Annotated in this window: 16 protein-coding genes; 8 read left to right on the plus strand and 8 right to left on the minus strand. The window is 74.3% G+C overall.

Annotation, left to right across the window (positions count from 1 at the left end; all coding sequences use genetic code 11):
- Window positions 1-275 precede the first annotated feature (275 nt).
- The 3 genes from Q0858_RS02280 to Q0858_RS02290 are packed head-to-tail and all read right to left on the minus strand — an operon-like array spanning window position 276 to window position 3,927.
- Window positions 276-2,372: a xanthine dehydrogenase family protein molybdopterin-binding subunit gene (locus Q0858_RS02280; protein ID WP_299050621.1), complete on the minus strand. Its 2,097-nt coding sequence runs from the start codon at window positions 2,370-2,372 to the stop codon at window positions 276-278.
- Window positions 2,369-3,373 (minus strand): xanthine dehydrogenase family protein subunit M, encoded by a 1,005-nt coding sequence (locus tag Q0858_RS02285; protein ID WP_299050623.1) that lies wholly within the window; start codon window positions 3,371-3,373, stop codon window positions 2,369-2,371. Before Q0858_RS02285 ends, Q0858_RS02280 begins: the two co-directional genes overlap by 4 nt.
- On the minus strand, window positions 3,370-3,927 hold the full coding sequence (locus tag Q0858_RS02290; RefSeq protein WP_299050626.1) for a 2Fe-2S iron-sulfur cluster-binding protein: 558 nt from the start codon (window positions 3,925-3,927) through the stop codon (window positions 3,370-3,372). Before Q0858_RS02290 ends, Q0858_RS02285 begins: the two co-directional genes overlap by 4 nt.
- Window positions 3,928-3,996: 69 nt before the next feature.
- Here Q0858_RS02290 and Q0858_RS02295 point away from each other — a divergent pair, with 69 nt between their 5' ends.
- Window positions 3,997-4,815 (plus strand): alpha/beta fold hydrolase, encoded by an 819-nt coding sequence (locus tag Q0858_RS02295; protein WP_299050627.1) that lies wholly within the window; start codon window positions 3,997-3,999, stop codon window positions 4,813-4,815.
- A 7-nt stretch (window positions 4,816-4,822) separates the two neighbouring features.
- Here Q0858_RS02295 and Q0858_RS02300 read toward each other — a convergent pair whose 3' ends face one another.
- Complete coding sequence (locus Q0858_RS02300) at window positions 4,823-5,476, minus strand: TetR/AcrR family transcriptional regulator (protein ID WP_299050629.1); 654 nt, start codon at window positions 5,474-5,476, stop codon at window positions 4,823-4,825.
- Between the two features lie 51 nt (window positions 5,477-5,527).
- Here Q0858_RS02300 and Q0858_RS02305 point away from each other — a divergent pair, with 51 nt between their 5' ends.
- The 3 genes from Q0858_RS02305 to Q0858_RS02315 all read left to right on the plus strand — a co-directional run bounded on the left by Q0858_RS02305 (window position 5,528) and on the right by Q0858_RS02315 (window position 8,070).
- On the plus strand, window positions 5,528-6,058 hold the full coding sequence (locus Q0858_RS02305) for an ester cyclase (RefSeq protein ID WP_299050632.1): 531 nt from the start codon (window positions 5,528-5,530) through the stop codon (window positions 6,056-6,058).
- Window positions 6,059-6,131: 73 nt separating this feature from the next.
- Window positions 6,132-6,815, plus strand: coding sequence for a hypothetical protein (locus Q0858_RS02310; protein ID WP_299050635.1), 684 nt, complete (start codon window positions 6,132-6,134; stop codon window positions 6,813-6,815).
- 88 nt (window positions 6,816-6,903) lie between these two features.
- The gene (locus Q0858_RS02315; protein ID WP_299050638.1) at window positions 6,904-8,070 is read left to right on the plus strand and encodes a LuxR C-terminal-related transcriptional regulator; all 1,167 of its coding nucleotides are present in this window, start codon (window positions 6,904-6,906) and stop codon (window positions 8,068-8,070) included.
- A gap of 3 nt (window positions 8,071-8,073) precedes the next feature.
- Here Q0858_RS02315 and Q0858_RS02320 read toward each other — a convergent pair whose 3' ends face one another.
- The 4 genes from Q0858_RS02320 to Q0858_RS02335 form a co-directional block, all read right to left on the minus strand.
- On the minus strand, window positions 8,074-9,504 hold the full coding sequence (locus tag Q0858_RS02320) for an HNH endonuclease signature motif containing protein (protein WP_299050640.1): 1,431 nt from the start codon (window positions 9,502-9,504) through the stop codon (window positions 8,074-8,076).
- A 10-nt stretch (window positions 9,505-9,514) separates the two neighbouring features.
- Window positions 9,515-11,332 carry a hypothetical protein gene (locus Q0858_RS02325; protein WP_299050643.1) on the minus strand — a complete coding sequence of 606 codons (1,818 nt, stop codon included), beginning with the start codon at window positions 11,330-11,332 and terminating at the stop codon, window positions 9,515-9,517.
- Window positions 11,329-13,188, minus strand: coding sequence for a hypothetical protein (locus Q0858_RS02330; RefSeq protein WP_299050646.1), 1,860 nt, complete (start codon window positions 13,186-13,188; stop codon window positions 11,329-11,331). The genes Q0858_RS02325 and Q0858_RS02330 overlap by 4 nt, the downstream gene beginning before the upstream one ends.
- Before the next feature lie 138 nt (window positions 13,189-13,326).
- Window positions 13,327-14,616 (minus strand): citrate synthase, encoded by a 1,290-nt coding sequence (locus Q0858_RS02335; RefSeq protein WP_299050649.1) that lies wholly within the window; start codon window positions 14,614-14,616, stop codon window positions 13,327-13,329.
- 236 nt (window positions 14,617-14,852) lie between these two features.
- Here Q0858_RS02335 and rplM point away from each other — a divergent pair, with 236 nt between their 5' ends.
- The 4 genes from rplM (at window position 14,853) to Q0858_RS02355 (ending at window position 17,952) form a co-directional block, all read left to right on the plus strand.
- Window positions 14,853-15,296 (plus strand): 50S ribosomal protein L13, encoded by a 444-nt coding sequence (gene rplM / locus Q0858_RS02340; RefSeq protein ID WP_299050651.1) that lies wholly within the window; start codon window positions 14,853-14,855, stop codon window positions 15,294-15,296.
- Between the two features lie 52 nt (window positions 15,297-15,348).
- Entirely contained in the window at window positions 15,349-15,876 is a 528-nt protein-coding gene (rpsI, locus tag Q0858_RS02345) for a 30S ribosomal protein S9 (RefSeq protein ID WP_299050654.1), read from the plus strand.
- Between the two features lie 25 nt (window positions 15,877-15,901).
- Window positions 15,902-17,251: a phosphoglucosamine mutase gene (gene glmM, locus Q0858_RS02350; protein WP_299050656.1), complete on the plus strand. Its 1,350-nt coding sequence runs from the start codon at window positions 15,902-15,904 to the stop codon at window positions 17,249-17,251.
- A 266-nt stretch (window positions 17,252-17,517) separates the two neighbouring features.
- Window positions 17,518-17,952, plus strand: coding sequence for an organic hydroperoxide resistance protein (locus Q0858_RS02355; protein ID WP_299050658.1), 435 nt, complete (start codon window positions 17,518-17,520; stop codon window positions 17,950-17,952).
- Window positions 17,953-18,010 lie beyond the last annotated feature (58 nt).

Below are 18,010 nucleotides of genomic sequence, written 5' to 3' on the forward strand. Positions count from 1 at the left end.
CACCGGAACGACGCGGCACGGCAGACTGTCGTCCGACTTCACTGTCGCAAGTGCGTTGATTTGCTGTCGCCATAGCGACAGCGAATCGACACACTCCCGGATCAACCGAGGAGCGGTCCGACCGGCTACCGCGCGTCGCGCGTGGAGGCCTACGCGGGCGGTGACGGATCGAGGCGACAGTGCAGTCGGCAGCTCTCATCGCCCCAGGCAGCCGTCCAGCTCACCGGGTCTCGTGGCTCGTCGCCAGGGCTCCTCGCACCTCGACCTCCGGTGGCTCAGGTGAGGAAGTGGTCCGCCGTCAGCGGCAGGTCGCGGACGCGGGTGCCGGTGGCGTGGAAGGTCGCGTTGGCGATCGCCGCGGCGGTGCCGACGATGCCGATCTCGCCGATGCCGCGGCTGCCCATGGGGGTGGCCGCGGTGTCCTCCTCGTCGAGCCACTCGACCTGGAGGTCGCCGACGTCCGCGTGGGAGGCGACGTGGTACGTCGCGAGGTCCTGCGTCACCACGTGGCCGAACCGCGGGTCGCGGTAGCCCTCCTCGAACAGTGCGCCCGACAGCCCCATGACGAGACCGCCGAGGAACTGGGAGCGGGCGGTGGTGGGGTTGATGACCCGGCCGACGGAGTAGACGCCGAGCATCCGCGGCACGCGCACCTCGCCGGTCCACCGGTGCACCCGCGTCTCGGCGAAGACCGCGCCGAAGGAGTGCAGCGCGAGGTTCTCCATGTCGGGGTAGCCCTCGGACGTCGCCGTGGTCTCGACGCCCGCGTCGGGGTCGTCGCCGTGGTCGGCGCGGAGCTGCTGGGCGGCCAGGACGATGGACGTGCCCCAGGACGACGTGCCCGCCGAGCCGCCGGCGACGGTCGCCTTCGGCAGCTCCGTGTCGCCCAGCGACAACTCGATGCGCCCGGGCTCGACGCCGAGGGCGTCGGCGGCGATCTGGGTCAGCACGGTCCGGGCGCCGGTGCCGATGTCGACGGCACCGATGGAGACGGCGTACCGGCCCTCGCCCAGGGCCTGGATCCGGGTGGTGTTGCCGGGCATGAACAGCGCCGGGTACGACGCCGACGCGACGCCGGTCCCCACCCGCCAGTCGCCGTCGAGGCGGACGCCGGGCTCGGGGTCGCGCTCGGCCCACCCGAACCGGGCGGCGCCGCGCTCGAGGCACTCGAGCAGCCGCCGGTTGTTGAACAGGTTGCCGGTGTCCGGGTCCACGTCGGGCTCGTTGCGCAGCCGCAGCTGGATCGGGTCGACGCCGCAGGCGACGGCGAGCTCGTCCATCGCCACCTCCTGCGCGAACATGCCGGGCATCTCGCCGGGCGCGCGCATCCACGCCGGGACGGCGACGTCCAGCGGCACGACCCGGTGGGTGGTGGCGCGGGCGTCGGCGGCGTACATGGTGCGCGCCGAGGTGGCCGTCTGCTCGACGAACTCCTTGTAGCGCGACGTCTGGCTCAGCGCGTCGTGGCTGAGTGCGAGCAGCCGGCCGTCCGGCTCGGCGCCGAGCCGGAAGCGGGAGACGGTCTGGGTGCGGTAGCCGGTCAGGGAGAACATCTGCTGGCGGGTCACCGCGAGCTGCACCGGCCGGCCGTCGGCCGCGAACGCCGCCAGCGCCGCCGCCATCTCCGGGGCATGGGGGAGGCCCTTGCTGCCGAACCCGCCCCCGACGTACGGCGCCCGCACGCGCGTCTTCCCCCGCTCCAGCCCGAGCGCCCGCCCGATCACGGAGGCGACGCCGTGGACCGACTGGGTGGAGTCCCACATCGACAGGTGCTCGCCGTCCCACACCGCGGTCACCGCGTGCGGCTCCATCGGGCTGTTGAACTCGTGCGGCGTCGTGTACGTCGCGTCCACGACGACCGCGGCGCCCGCCAGGGCCGCGTCGACGTCGCCGTCGGTGGTGTCGGGCTCGTGGCCGGCGTTGGCGACCTCGGGGGCGTACGCCTCGCCGTCGTCGAGGACGACCTCGGCGGGAGCGGCGGCCGGGGTCTGGTGGACCCGCACCAGGCGGGCGCCCTCCCGCGCGGCCTCGCTCGTCTCGGCGAGCACGACCGCGACGATCTGGCCGCGGAAGCCGATGGCGTCGTCCTGCAGGACGGCCAGCTCGGCGTCGTCCGGCTTGGCCAGCCGCCGGGCCGAGGTGTGGTCGAGGACCTGCACGACGCCCGGGTGGGCGAGGGCGTCGCTCGCGTCGACCCGCTCGACGGTGCCGCGGGCGATGGTCGAGGTGACGAGCCAGGCGTGCAGCGGCCGCTCGGGCAGGTCGAGGGCGTGCTCGACGGCGTACGCCGCGACGCCGGTGACCTTCTCGTGCCCGTCGAGGCGGGTGAGGTGGGTGCCCATCGAGCGGGGGCGGATCGGGGTGGCGGTCATGCGAGGTCCCTCCCGGCGAGCGTCGTCAGCGCGCTCGTGGTGACGCCACGCAGCATCGCGGGCTTGTAGGCGTTCTGGTCGGTGGTGGTCGCGTGGCGCGTCTCGGCGTCGACGGCCTCGCGGACGGCGGCGGCGTCGAGCGGACGGCCGCGCAGCACGTCCTCGGCGGCGGTGGCCCGCCACGGCTTGTGCGCGACCCCGCCCCAGGCGAGTCGGACGTCGGTGACGACGGCGTCGGGGCCCTCGCCGTCCAGCTCGAGGCCGGCGGCGACGGAGACGAGCGCGAACGCGTACGACGCCCGGTCGCGCGCCTTCACGTACGTCGACCGACGCGCCACCGGGGAGCCGGCCAGCTCGACGTGGGTGATCAGCTCGCCGTGCGCGAGCGTGGTGTCGCGCTCGGGGTGGTGGCCGGGCAGCCGGTGCAGCTCGCCCATCGGCACGCGACGCTCCCCGTCGGGCCCGAGCACGACGACGGTCGCGTCGAGCGCGGCCAGGGCGACGGCGAGGTCGGAGGGGTGCGTCGCGACGCAGGCCTCGCTGGTGCCGAGGATCGCGTCGTACCGGCCGTACCCGCCGATCGCGGAGCACCCGGACCCGGGCTCGCGCTTGTTGCAGGGCGTCGAGGAGTCCTGGAAGTACACGCAGCGGGTGCGCTGCAGCAGGTTGCCGCCGGTGGTGGCCTGGTTGCGGATCTGGCCCGACGCGCCCGCGAGGAGCGCGCGGCTGACGGCACCGAAGCCGTGGCGCAGCAGCGGGTGGACGGCGAGGTCGGAGTTCCGCACGTTGGCGCCGATCCGGACGCCGCCGTCGGGCAGGGACTCGACCTCGGTCAGCGGCAGCCCGCTGACGTCGACCAGGCTGCCGGGCGTCGCGACGCCGAGCTTGAGGTGGTCGACCAGGTTGGTGCCGCCCGCGAGGAAGCGGGCGTCGGGGTCGGCGGTGACCGCGGCGACGGCCTCGGCGGCGTCGGTGGCCCGGACGTAGGTCAGCTCCTTCACGCGCCCGCCTCCTGACGCTCGTGCTGCTCGAGCCCGGCGGCCTCGCGGATCGCGTCGACGATGCCGCGGTAGGCACCGCAGCGGCACAGGTTGCCGCTCATCCGCTCCTTGATCTCCTCGTCGACCATGAGCTCACCCTCGGCGTCGAGGTCGACGTCGGCCTCCAGGTCCTCGGTGACGTGGCTCGGGTGGCCCTGCTTGACCTCCTCGAGCATGCCGACGGCGGAGCACACCTGGCCAGGCGTGCAGTAGCCGCACTGGTAGCCGTCGTGGTTCAGGAACGCCTGCTGCACCGGGTGCAGGTCGTCGCCCTCGCCGAGCCCGTCCGCGGTGGTGATCGTGGCGCCGTCGTACGACACCGCGAGGGCGAGGCACGTCAGGTGGCGGCGGTCGTCGAGCAGCACGGTGCACGACCCGCACTGCCCGTGGTCGCAGCCCTTCTTCACGGTGTGGACGTCGAGCCGCTCGCGCAGCGCGTCGAGCAGCGTCGTCCGGGTGTCGACGGAGACCTCGTGGGGGGTCCCGTCGACCGTCAGCCTGACCGTCGTCTCCATGCCCGCGACGGTACCCAGCACGGAGGGGGGCATCTAGCGCCAGGCGCCGAGGCGGGCGCACACTGCGACATGCCCCCGCGCCCCCGTCTGGCCGCCGTCCTGCTCGCCCTCGTCCTCGGCGCGACGGGCCTCCTCGCCGCGCTCCCGGCCGCCGCGGCGCCGGGCGTGCCCCCGCCCGGCGCCAACGAATACGACTGCCGCCCCGACGCGGCGCACCCGCAGCCCGTCGTCCTCGTCAACGGCACCTTCGAGACGATGGACAAGAACTGGGTGACGATGTCGCCGTACCTCGCCGACGCCGGCTACTGCGTCTTCGCGTTCAACTACGGCAACCGCGCCACGGGCCCGATCCCGCGGTCGGCGAGGCAGCTGCGCCGCTTCGTGGAGAAGGTCCGCGAGGCCACGGGCAGCCGGCAGGTCGACCTCGTCGGGCACAGCCAGGGCGGGATGATGCCGCGCTACTACCTGCGCTTCCTCGGCGGAGCGCGGAAGGTCGACGACCTCGTCGGGCTGGCGCCGTCCAACCACGGCACGACGATGGCGATGGAGGGCGACGGCACCTCCCCGTGCCGCGCGTGCGAGCAGCAGGCCCGCGGGTCGGCCTTCCTGGAGCGGCTCAACCGGGACGGCGACACCGTGCCCGGCCCCGACTACACCGTCGTCTCGACCGAGTACGACGAGATCGTCACGCCGTACCGGTCGCAGTTCCTGCGCGGCCCCGAGCGCCGGGTCACCAACACCGTGCTGCAGGACGTCTGCGCCACCGACGTCTTCGAGCACGACCAGATGCCCAACGACCCCGTCGCCCAGCAGGTCGTGCGCAACGCGCTGCGCCTCGACGGGCCGGCCCGGGAGGGCTTCCAGCCGGAGTGCCTGCCGGCCCCGTGACCCGGCGTCACGCCTCCGCGACCGCGGCGACGAGGGTCCGGGTGAGCCAGTCGGCGTACGCCGTGGTGCTCCACCCCCGCTGCAGCACCAGCAGGTCGTAGACCTCGACGGAGAGGCAGGTCCACACGACGTCGGCGATCTCGGCCTCGTCCACGCCCTCCCGGACGCCGCCCGACGCCACGAGGTGGCGGGCGAACATCGTGACGCCCACGAGGCGCTGCTCGGAGATGGTGCGCCACAGGTCCGCCACGTTGGCGTCACTGCCCGCCCCCGCCCGGATCGCGAGCTGGACGCGCGCCGACCGCTCGGCACGGAGCGCCGCCCCCTCGGCGTACAGCCGGAGCTTGGTGCGGAGGTCGGGCTCGGCGCGGATCCGCTGGTTCTCGGGCCGGTCGGCGACCGCGACCGGGGCGTCGTCCCCGGCGATGGCGACGTCGAAGACCTCCTGGACCAAGGCGGCCTTGGAGCCGAAGCGCTGGTAGACGCTCTCGGCGGAGACCCCGGCGGTGCGGGCCACGTCGGCGATGGTCGTCGCGGTCCAGCCGCGCTCCTCCAGCAGCTCCCGGGCCGCGGCGATGACCGCGCGGCGGCGCTCGTCGGCCCGTCGTCGCCGTCCGCTGGCGTCGTACTCGCGCGCCCGGCCCTTGACCCCGTCGTCCACCAGGTCCATCCTCACTTTCAATACAGTCCGACTTTATCGAAAGCTGCGGCCATGACCACGACGACCGACCCGACCCGCGCGGCGGCGCTCCGCAGCATCGCACTCATGGCCGACGGCGACCGGGCCGACTTCACGGAGGTGGTCGCCCCCGACGCCGTCAACCACGAGGCCGACGTCGAGCCACCGGACTGCCGCGTCGGCGGCCCGGAGGGCTTCCACGCGACGGCGCTGTGGCTGCGGGCGGCGTTCGCCGACCTCTCCCACCACGTCGAGCACGTGGTCGCCGAGGACGACCTCGTCGTCGTCGACACCACCATGCGCGGTCGTCACGTCGGGCCGTTCGCGACGTACGACGAGCACGGCGCCGTCGACACGGTGTGGGCGCCGACCCGGCGGAGCTTCGCCGTCCGCCAGAGCCACTGGCTCCGGGTGCGTGACGGCCTCGTCACCGAGCACTGGGCGGTGCGCGACGACCTGGGCCAGGGGTTCCAGCTGGGATGGGTGCCGCCGACGCCGCCGTACCTCGTGCGCTGCGCGCTCGCGAAGCGGCGCCTGAGGCGCACGGGCCCTCCCGGACGTTGAAGGACGCCGAGCGGACGCGATTGCGGGTTTCCCCGGATGGTGCGACGGCCCGGTGAGGACGAGGGTCGCCGCCATGAGCACCGATCTCGCACCCGCCGCCCCGACCACCCGTCCGGACCTCCCGCCCCTCCTGCCCGCCGCCCGTCTGGCCTTCGCCCTGCTGGTCCTGTCCCAGCTCGCCCTCGTCGTCTTCGCGTGGTGGGAGCCGCCCTTCGACGGCTCGACGTCGTACGACGACGTGGCCGGGCCCGGGGCGGCGTACTGGCCGATGCACGTCCTGCTCGGCGGCCCCGCCTTCGCGCTGACCGCGGTCACGACCACCGTCTTCCTCCTCGTGCTCGGCACGGGCCGGGGGAGGGCGCTCACCCTCATCGGCGCGACGGCCCAGCTGCTCGGGGGTCTGGTGTTCGCCCTCGTCGTCACCGCGGAGGTGCTGCCCCTCGCCTTCGCCGTCCAGGCGCCGGAGGCCACGGGCCGGGCGCAGGTCGAGGCCCTCGCGGAACCCCTCGCGGGCTACGGGCCCTACGTCCTCGTGCCGATGCTGGTGGTCGCCCTGGGTGCGCTGCTCGCGATCACCGGGGCGGCCCTCTCCGGCGGACTGCCCTGGTGGGTGATCGGGGTCGCCGTCGTCGTCGCCGCGCTGGTCTTCGCCCTGCCGCCCGACGGCGCCCTGGTGCCGGCGGTCGACCTCGCCCAGCGCGCCCTGTGGGTGTACGTCGGCTGGCGCGGGCTGCGGGTGGCGAGTGGTCGTGCCTGAGGGCTCGCGCTCCTTCGACGGCCGCGCCGATACTGGTCCGGTGTCCGCCTGCGGACCGCCTCGTCGGTGGTTGCCGCTCGGAGTGCTCGTGCTCACCGTCGTCGTCGGGGTCGCGGGCGGGGCGGTCCTGTGGATCGGCGGTGACCGGACGTTCGTCACCCACCCGGTGTCGCTGGCTGCCCTCGGTGGCGCCGCCGTCGGGGTGGCCACCTGGACCGGACCCGACGACGGCTCGTCCACCCGGCGGGTGCGGTGGGGGCTCGCCTGGAGCCTCGTGTCGTACCTGCTCCTCGGAGGCTGGGCGACGGCCGCTCCCGGTGGCGTCGCGGCGGGGCTCTGGTCGGTCGCGTGGGTGCCCGTGACGACGCTGCTGGCGGTCCTCGGACTCCTCGCCGCGGGCCTGCGGCGCACCGCGGTGGTGCTGGGCTCGCTGACGGCCGTGGCCGTGGTGGCGGGAGCGCTGCTCGTGCGGCCCGAGGCGCCCTTCGCGGGGGTGGCCACGGTGGCCCCCGACGGTTGGTCGAGCACCTCGCCCGTCGTGGTCGACGCCCTGACGGTCACCTGGACCGTCACGCTCCTCGTCTGCCTGGCGATGGCCACGAGGACCGCCGTTCGCGCGTCCCTCATCGACCGCCGTCGCCTCGCCCGTGCGGCGGCCGTGACCTCGACGGCGCCGTGCCTGGTCCTCGCGTGCCTCGGGCTCGCGGTGCTCCGGGACCCCGGGGACGTCGATCCTGGCACCGGCAGCGTCGCCTACCTGGGCACCGTGGCGGCTTTCGCCCTGCTCGCCGCCTGGGTCGAGGCCACCGAGCGGCCTGCCGCCGTCCGGGCCGTCGCCGCCGCCTGGGCGGCGTCGGTCGTCGTCCTCGCCGGGGTGGCCGTGGCCGGCCCGCTGGCCGAGGGCAGCCTCGCCGTCGCCGTGCTGGCCGTCGTCCTCGTCACCGCGCTCGTCGGCGCCGGCACGGTCGTCGCGCTGGCGCGCTTCGAGGCCTGGTCGCGCCCGCCGCCGCCCCGCGCGGTGACCCGCACGGTCCCGGGCCTCTCACCGCGGGAGAACGACGTCCTCGCGGCCACCGCGACCGGCGCCACCAACGCCGCGGTCGCCGCCGAGCTCTTCCTCTCGGAACGGACCGTCGAGCAGCACCTGCGCTCGATCTTCACCAAGCTCGACCTGGGCGAGCACGGCGGTTCCAACCGCCGGGTGCGCGCCGCCGCGATCTGGTGGGAGCACCAGCGCAGCCGCGAGTCGGCCTGAGGGTCAGGTGGTGGGCGACCCCGGTGCGGTGGGACCTCGTGGGGAGCCGCGGGTGGTGCCGCCGTGGGGGCGGGTGTCGACGAGGTAGGTCTCGCGGTGGGGTGAGGTCCATTCGTAGAGGCCGGGGTGGAGGTGGCGGTAGCGCCATCGGCCGTGGGTCTTGAGGCGGTGGTGGTAGCGGCAGAGGGGGGCGAGGTTCGCGGCGCAGGTCTCGCCGCCGGAGCCGTGGGGCACGGTGTGGTCGAGGTCGCAGGCCTCGGCGGGGCGTTGGCACCAGGGGAAGACGCAGTGGCGGTCGCGCAGGCGGACGAGGCGGTCGAGGTGGGCGGGGATGCGGTAGCCGGTGCCCTGTCCGGTGGCCTGGCCGACGATCTGCTCGACGGTGGTGGGGTCGGGGTCGAGGTCGATGACAGGCTGGACGGTGACGGTGGCGGCGTCGTTGCACCAGGTGCGGGCCTGCTCGGCGAGGGTGAGGACTTCGCCGGTGATGGGGTGGCGCACGGTGACGATCTCGCCGGTGCCGTCGAGGGCGGCGCGGGTGAGGTGGACGACCAGGGTGATGTTCCGGGTCGGCCTGCTAGCCGTGCGGACCGTCGGCCCACTTGACGCGTTGGCGTCGGTGGTGAGGTCGAGGCCGAGCTGGGCGCGGGCGAGGTCACCGGCGGCGTGGGCGCGGCGTTCGTCCAGGGAAGCGTCGGAGCCGAGGTCGGCGCGGAGCCGGGCGCCTGCGCGGATGGCGGTCTCGAGGTCGAGGGCGTCGTCGGTGTCGAGGCATCCGGTGAGGGTGACGGTGGCGGAGAGGTCGCCGTGGGCGCTGGCAGACGATGCGGCGTCGAAGTCAAGGTCGAGGAACCGGCGGGCGTGGCCCTCGGTGGCGCGGGCTTCGCGCGCGAGGCGTTCGGCGAGGTCGGGGTCGGTGGTGGCGATCGCGGCGCCGACGGCGCGGTCGATGACGGCGGGTCCGGCGCGGTGGGCGACGGGCAGGAGCTGGCGGTCGACGAAGTCCGCTCCCGCGCGGGAGAGGCCGGTGGTGCGTTCGGCGATGCGGCGGGCGCGCCAGGCGGGCAGGCGGCCGTCCAGGACGGCGGCGTAGAGGCGGGGGAGGCGGTAGGCGAGCTCGAGGGCGGCGGTGAGGTAGGCCCGCCCGGACTCCTGCGGGAGACCGAGGGTGGTGGCGAGGTCGGCGAGGCAGAACTCCCCGACCTCGGGGGTGCCCTCCCCGGCCAACCGCCGCGCCCGCTCGCCACCCTGCACGGTGGACCAGGAGGCGGCGTCGTCGATCGAGGCGGGCGGGTGCATCGTCGCCCACGTCACCGCGAGGCGCAGCTGGGCGGCCTCGGCGGCGTCGGCGGTGACCCGCGCGGAGCGCAGCGCGGTGAGGACCGCTGCCGGGTCGACCGGCTCCCGCTCCTCGTCCACCACCGCTTCGCTCATGTGTTCGACTCTAGGGGCGACCACCGACAGTCAGGAACGCGCTCGAGCCCATGACCCACCGGTCGCCCTCGGGGTAGAAGTACGACGTCCCGGCGAACACCGCGGTGACGTCGCTGCCCGGTCCCACCCCCGCCACCGGGAAGGCCCCCGCGGGGCCGGTGGTCCGTTCCACGGACGTCGTCGCGCCGCCGGGCGCACGGGTCGTGACCGTCACCGGCTGGTTCGGCAGGCCCCGGCCGTCGCCGTCCAGCAGGCGCCCGCGCACGGTGCCGTCGGCAGCAGCCAGCGACAGGCGGGAGCCCCGGACCACCAGGGACTCGGGCCGGCTCACGTTGTCCCACCGGTCCACCAGGCGCAGCGTCAGGCGGACGTCCTGGCCGGGCAGCAGTCCGTCGACCCCGAACCGCTCCCGGGGGCCCCGGTAGACGACCCGCTGCCCCCCGCCGTCGAGCGGCCTGACGCGGAGGACGGCGGTCAGGTCACCCGCGGGTCCCCGGCCGGCCCAGTCCACGTCCATGCCCCCGACCCGGGGCTCGGCGCGGAAGGTGGACACCTCCGGTGGGTCGGTCGGCGCCGGCACCCGGGGCGGTCGCCGCAACGTCGGCGACGCCCAGGCGAGCGACGCCCCGAGCCTGACGGCGGGGGAGCCGAGGCGGTAGGTCAGCAGCAGCGACCGGACCTCGCCGTCGGGCCCGAAGCGCGCCCGGTGGACGGTCACCGAGCCGTCGTCCTCCCCGAGCAGCCCCCCGTTGCCCTGCACGGTCAGCGACGGGATGCCGGGGCCGCGCCGCGCGCTCACCGGGTAGGTGCGGCCCTCCCGGATCCCGCCGGGGACCGTGAAGGTGCCGCCGGCCGCACCGAGGTGCTCGCCGTCGTCGACGGTCCAGGTGACGGCCTGGCGGTCGCCCAGGACGAGCAGGTCGCTGTCCTGCGGGTCCTGCGTGCGCACGGACCGGCCGTCGTCGACCTGCCAGCGGCTGCGCCCGGGGCGTACCGTGCCCCGCACCGGGACGGTCGTCGTCCCGGACCCGTCGGCCACCCGCAGCGTCGTCCGCCTCGTGCCGGTCCCCTCGGGGTCGAAGCCGACGAGGACCCGGCAGGACTCGCCGGCCGGCAGCGCGCCGCAGGCCGGGCCGACGAGGCGGAAGTGCCGGGTGTCCGCGAGCGACACCTCGACCTGCCGGGCGGTGTCCGCGGGTTGGACGACGACCGGGAGCACGGCACCGCGGTGGCCCGCGTGGTCGGCGGGCCAGGTGAGCGCCGACGTGCCGAGGCGCGGGCCCTCCGGGGCCGGGGCCCCGATCCGGATCTCACCGAACGCCCGCTGGCCCAGCCAGCCGCACTGCGCGTCGAGCACCAGCCACAGCCGGTCCAGGTCCGCGCTGAGCTCGCGGACCTCCACCGTGGCCTGGTCCCAGGTCCCGCAGACCGAGTCGCTGGCCTGGAGGTCCAGGCCACGCAGGTTGCCGTAGGTGCCCTCCTCCAGCCGCTCCCCGGCGGGGGCGGTCAGCGTCAGGTCGAGACCGGCCTCGTCGCTGCGCAGCGAGACGTCGAGGACGCGCCGCTCGGTGTCGTCCGCCCAGCGAGCGGTCACCCGCGACAGGCCGGGCAGCCAGGTGCGGACGACGTCCGGCGGGCGGATGTCGTTGCGGAACGCGACGGTGGCGTGGTCCCCGGCGGGGCCTCCGGCCCAGATCGACCGGTCCGCGCGGTCCGTGTCCGCCTCCTCGGCCGAGGTCGCGGTGGGCACGGCCGCGACGAGCAGACCCATCAGCACCAGGACGACGGCGGTGCCGCCGAGGCTGCGCGTCGTGCCCGGGCGGCTCATCGGACCGCTCCGACGGAGGTCACGCTGCCGAGGTCGCGCCCGACCCCGGAGAAGCCGAGCTGGACGACGGCGTCGCGCGGGACGGTGAGCGAGAACCGGCCGTCGGCCGCCGTCCTCACCCGCCGGGCCGAGGGTGGACCGTCGGGGGGGTTCTCCTCCGCGGTCACCCAGCGCCGGGGGACCGGTCGTCCGTCGCTCGTCACGAGTCGTCCCCGGACGACACGGCGGTCGCCCTCCACCCGGCTGCTCCGCTTGATCCGGGTGCCGCGCAGGACGACGGTCACCGGGGGCGGCGGCTCACCGCGGGAGGGGTCGACGAAGAAGGTGACCGTGTAGTCGCGGCCGGGGAGCAGGCCGGTGGGCTGGACGACGTCCTCGCCGTTCGCCGTGGTCGTCGGCTCCAGCTCCTCACCCTCCTCGGGGGAGGTCATCGGCTCGTCGCCCTCGCGCAGCCGGACGGTGACGGCGTCCTGGTCGTCACCGGACCCCGCGTACGACGGCGGCGGCGCGAAGGTGATCTCCGCCCGACCGGTGGAGGCGTACGGGACGACCTGCCGGACGGGGTCGGAGCGCCACGGCGTCAGCGCCCCGAGCGCCGGGAGGTCGGCGTCGGAGCGCCAGGCGATCGCGCCCTGGACGGCGCGGTCCGGGCTGTCGAAGCAGCCGTGGTGCCAGGACGCCACGAGCGAGGTCAGGTCGCCCGTGCGGGGGTCGTGCGTGGCGCGGTGCACGGTGAGGGCCCCGCCGGTCTCGCGGCACCCGTCGGGGAAGCCGGTGAACACGGCGGCGCGGCGGGTGCCGCGCCCGGGCCCGACCCCCACCGGGTAGGTGCCAGGCACCAGGGCTCCGCCGACCGGGGCGCGCAGGCGCACCGACAGCTCGAGGTCGTCCGAGGAGGCGCCCAGCTCGGCGTACCGGTCGCTGACCGACCACTCCTCCGCCGCACCGTCGAGCACCTCCCAGGTGCCCTCGTCGCTGGCGACCCGCATGCTCGCCGCGGGGGCGGCGCCCACGACCGACAGCGGGACGATCAGCTCGCCCCTGGTGTGGGTCACGACGACCTCCGCCTCGCGGCGGCCGACGTCACCCGGCGTCATGGCCACCGTCGCCGTGCAGGCCGCGCCGGCGTCGAGCGCGCCGCAGTCGTGGGTGAGGTCGACGTCCTCGGCGTCACGGCCCCGCACCGTCACCGCCAGGACCGACACCGGCGCGGCGGAGTCGTTCGCGACCCGGACCGGGACGGCCTCGGCCGCCTCGCCCGGACGGCGCTCGGGCCAGTCCACCCCGTACGGCGCCGCGACGACGCGGTCGCCGGGCTCGCCGTCCGCCGGGACGGCGTCCGGCCCCACCCGCACCTCGCCGAAGGACCCGCCGCGGCCGCACGCGGAGCGCCACGTGATCCACACGTCGGTCAGGTCGTCGTCGATCCGGTGGACCGTGAAGCCGCCGTCGCCGAGCCCGCAGGCGAGAAGGTTCTGCGCCAGGTCGAGGCCCGGCTGGTGCAGGGCGGGCGTGCCGGCCTGCGCGTCGACGTACGTGCCCACCGTCAGCTCCTCGCCGACCGGCGGCGCGAACCTCAGCGTCGCCGACTGGCCCGGGACGGTCGCCTCCACGCGCAGCTCACCGTCGGCCTCGCGGGTCAGCGTCAGGGTGCCGGTGGCCTCGTCGAACGCGACGCTGGGGTGCTCCCAGCGCTCGCCGCCGCGGTGCATCACCGACACCGACCAGTCCGTCGCCGGCGACGCGACGGTCTCGTCGGCCGCACTCACGCTGCTCGGGACGAGCAGGGCCGTGCCCAGCAGCACCGCCGCGAGGAACCGCGGCGTCCAGGAGCGGTCGGATGAGCGTCGTCGCATGTGTCCCCCACGTGTGATCCGTCGACCAGCGCCCGAACGCTGTGGGGAACCTAGCGCCCCGCTGAGGCCCGGGGAAGCAGAACGCCGGCCCCGGACGAGTCCGGGGCCGGCGCGCGGCGTGCTGCTGGGGGAGCGGGGTCAGGCCCAGCGCTCCGAGGCGGGCGTGAAGGTCAGCTCGCGGTCACCCATGTAGAGCTGCTTGGGGCGGGCGATCTTCTGCTCCTTGTCCTGCACGAGCTCCAGCCACTGCGCGAGCCAGCCGGGGGTGCGGCCGATCGCGAAGAGGACGGTGAACATCTCGGGCGGGAACTGGAAGGCCTCGTAGATCAGGCCGGAGTAGAAGTCGACGTTCGGGTAGAGCTTGCGGGAGACGAAGTACTCGTCCTCCAGCGCGATCTTCTCCAGCTCCAGCGCGATGTCGAGGAGCGGGTTGGTGCCCGTGACCTCGAAGACGTCCTCGGCGGCCTTCTTGATGATGCGGGCGCGCGGGTCGTAGTTCTTGTAGACCCGGTGGCCGAAGCCCATCAGGCGCTCGTCGCCGTTCTTCACCCCGGTGATGAAGTCGGGGATGTTCTCCTTGGTGCCGATGCGGCGCAGCATCCGCAGCACCGACTCGTTCGCGCCGCCGTGCAGCGGGCCGTAGAGGGCGCCGATCCCGGCCGCGACCGCCGAGTAGGGGTCGACCTGCGAGGAGCCGACGGAGCGGACCGCGTTGGTCGAGCAGTTCTGCTCGTGGTCGGCGTGCAGGATGAACAGCACGTCGAGGGCCTTCACCAGGCGCTCGTCGGCGTTGTACTTCTGCTCGCTCATCTTGAACAGCATCGCGAGGAAGTTCTCGGTGTACGACAGGTCGTTGTCGGGGTAGACGTACGGCTTGCCCTGCGCGTGGCGGAACGCCCAGGCGCCCAGCGTCGGCATCTTCGCGATCATGCGGATGATCTGCAGGTAGCGGACGTCGGGGTCCGAGATGTTGCGGGCGTCGGGGTAGAAGGTCGACAGCGCGCCGGTGCCGGCCATGAGCATGCCCATGGGGTGCGCGTCGTACCGGAAGCCCTGCATGAACGTCTTCACGTTCTCGTGCACGAAGGTGTGGAAGGTGATGTCGTGCACCCACTGCTGGTGCTGGTCGGCGGTCGGCAGCTCGCCGTGCACCAGCAGGTAGGACACCTCGAGGAACGACGACTTCTCGGCCAGCTGCTCGATGGGGTAGCCCCGGTACTCGAGGATCCCCTTCTCGCCGTCGATGTAGGTGACGGAGCTGCGGCACGAGGCCGTGTTGACGAAACCCGGGTCGTAGATCGACAGCCCGGGGCTGTCGTCGTCGGTCCGGATCTTCCCGAGGTCCGCGGCCTTGATGGCGCCGTCGGCGATCGGGACGTCGTACTCCTGCCCGGTGCGGTTGTCACGGACGGTGAGAGAGTCGGTCACGCGCTCACGGTAGTAGCACCGCCGCCGTCGTGCGACAGGGGTCTCACTCGTTTTGACCGCCCCCCGCGGCCCCCGTACTGTTACCGGCTGCGCCTACTGCCGCGTCCGCACGCCTCCTGAGGGGGTGTCACGGTCGCAGACCCGGACGAGGACGAGCCGGGCAGTGTCGGTCAGGAGGCGTACGACCAGGCCCGGGCTCACCGGGCCGCCACCGACGAGCAGAACCGAGGATGCCCGTGCGCACCTACAGCCCCAAGCCCGGCGACATCGAGCGCGCCTGGCACATCATCGACGCGGACGACGTCCGCCTCGGCCACCTCGCCGTGCAGGTCGCGAACCTGCTCCGCGGGAAGCACAAGCCGACCTTCGCCCCGCACGTCGACGGCGGTGACTTCGTGGTGATCATCAACGCGGAGAAGATCTCGCTGTCCGGCAAGAAGCGGACCGACCGGATGATGCACCGCCACTCCGGCTACCCGGGCGGCCTCACCTCCACCCCGGTGGGCGAGGTCCTCGACAAGGACGCGCGCAAGGTCGTCGAGAGCGCCGTGTGGGGCATGCTCCCCAAGAACCGCCTCGGTCGCCAGATCATCAAGAAGCTGAAGGTCTACTCCGGCCCGACGCACCCGCACCAGGCGCAGCAGGCCACGCCCTACGAGATCCACCAGATCTCCCAGTGACGCGCCCGCTGACCGCCCACCTGCCTGAGCCGAACCGATCGAGGACCATCTGATGGCTGACGAGACCACCACCCCCGCCGCGGACACCACCGACGCCGCCGGCGACGAGACCTACACGACCGACTCCGCCGGGGTCGCCTACTCCTCCGAGACCGCCGCCGCGCCCGACGCGGGCGCCGCGACCTCGGTCATCGCCCCCGGCGCGGCCACCGGCCGCCGCAAGGAGGCGGTCGCCCGCGTCCGCATCGTCCCGGGCACCGGCCAGTGGACCGTGAACGGTCGCACGCTGGACAGCTACTTCCCGAACAAGCTGCACCAGCAGGTCGTCAACGAGCCCTTCGTGACGACCCACCTGGAGGGCCGCTTCGACGTCATCGCCCGCATCCACGGCGGCGGCATCACCGGTCAGGCCGGCGCCCTGCGCCTCGGCGTGGCCCGCTCCCTCAACGCGATCGACACCGAGGCCAACCGCGCCTCGCTGAAGAAGGCCGGGCTGCTCACGCGTGACGCCCGCGCCATCGAGCGCAAGAAGGCCGGTCTCAAGAAGGCCCGCAAGGCCTCGCAGTTCAGCAAGCGCTGATCCGCGCCGCGCGAGGAGCCTCGTCATGGGGAAGAGGATCTTCGGCACCGACGGCGTGCGGGGGCTGGCGAACGGGGTCCTGACCCCCGAGCTGGCCCTCGACCTCGGGGTGGCCGCTGCACGGGTACTCGTCGGACACGGCGAGTACACCGGGCAGCGGCCCCTCGCCGTCGTGGGCCGTGACACGCGCATCTCGGGGCAGTTCCTCGAGCACGCCGTGGTGGCGGGTCTCGCCGCCGCCGGCGTGGACGTCGTCCGGCTCCGCGTGCTCCCCACCCCGGGGGTCGCGTACTTCACCGACCAGCTCGGCGCCGACGTCGGCGTCGTCATCAGCGCCTCGCACAACGCGATGCCCGACAACGGCATCAAGTTCCTCGCCCGCGGCGGCGTCAAGCTCGACGACGCCCTCGAGCGCGAGATCGAGTCGGTGATGGGCACCGAGTTCGACCGCCCCGTCGGCGGGACCGTCGGCCGGGTCACGCCCCACCAGGGCACCGTCGAGCGGTACGCCGCCCACCTCGTCGCCACGGTCACCCAGCCCCTCGCCGGGCTGCGGGTGGTCCTCGACTGCGCCAACGGCGCGGCCTCCGAGGTCGGGCCGATGGCCCTGCGCCAGGCCGGTGTCGAGGTCATCACGATCAATGCCCAGCCCGACGGCCTGAACATCAACGAGAACTGCGGCTCCACCCACCTGGAGCCCCTGCAGCAGGCCGTCGTCCGGCACGGCGCCGCCGCCGGCTTCGCCCTCGACGGGGACGCCGACCGCTGCCTCGCCGTCGACCGCAACGGCGAGGTCGTCGACGGCGACCAGATCATGGCGATCCTCGCGCTGGGCATGCGCGAGGCCGGCACCCTGCGCGACGACACCGTCGTCGCCACGGTCATGAGCAACCTCGGCTTCCTGGTCGCGATGCGCGAGGCCGGCGTCACCGTCGCGCAGACCGCGGTGGGCGACCGCTACGTGCTGGAGGAGATGAAGCGCGGCGGGTTCAGCCTCGGCGGCGAGCAGTCCGGCCACGTGATCCTGTCCCGCCACGCCACCACCGGCGACGGCGTGCTCACCGCGCTGCAGCTGCTGGACCGCATGGTCGTCGCGGACGCCCCGCTGCACCGGCTCGCCGCGGTGATGACCCGCATGCCCCAGGTCCTCGTCAACGTGCCGGGTGTCGACCGCTCCCGCGCCGCCTCCGACCCCGAGCTCGCCGCCGCCGTCGACGCCGAGGCCGCCGCCCTGGGCGAGACGGGTCGCATCCTGCTCCGCCCCTCCGGCACCGAGCCCCTGGTCCGCGTGATGGTCGAGGCCCCCACCGCCACGGTCGCCCGCGAGGTCGCCGACCGCCTCGCCGACGTCGTCCGGGCGCGTCTGTCGCTGTAGCTCTCCGGAGATCGAGGTGCGTGGAGCGCCAGCGACGCCCCCGGTGGTCGAGGTGCGAGGAGCGCCAGCGACGCCCTCGGTGGTCGAGGTGCGAGGAGCGCCAGCGACGAGCCTCGAGACCCGGTGAGAGGGTCGTCGGTCCGTCCCCGGGGTCTCGAGGCTCGCTGCGCTCGCACCTCAACCACCGGGGTGGGCACTCGCACCTCGACCACCAGTAGCCGGCGTGTCCGGGAACAGAGAGGCGGCGCGGTGTCGTTGGGCCTGACATGACCAACACTCCGGACAAGATCGTCTACACCGCCCGCGCCTCCGTCTCCGGTGGCCGCAAGGACGGCCGCGTGGCCTCCGAGGACGGCGTCCTCGACCTGTCGCTGACCGCTCCGAAGGAGATGGGTGGCCCCGGCACCGGCACGAACCCCGAGCAGCTCTTCGCCGCCGGGTACGGCGCCTGCTTCAACGGCGCGCTGCAGGCCGTCGCCCAGAAGGACGGCGTGGACGCCTCCGGCGCCACGCTCCAGATCGAGATCGGCTTCGGCCCCGACGACACGTCGTACGCCCTGACCGCCGACCTCACCGTCACCATCCCCGGTGTCGACGGCGAGACCGCGCAGAGCCTCGTCGAGAAGGCCCACGCCTTCTGCCCGTACTCCCGCGCCATCAGCGGCAACGTGCCCACGACGGTCACCGGCATCGCCGGCTGACCCACGACGGGACAGCGCGAACCCGCTCGACCCGACCCCGGACGCTCTCGTAGCGTCC

Source organism: uncultured Nocardioides sp. (genome assembly GCF_947489365.1).
In the GTDB taxonomy this organism is placed as follows: Bacteria; Actinomycetota; Actinomycetes; order Propionibacteriales; family Nocardioidaceae; genus Nocardioides.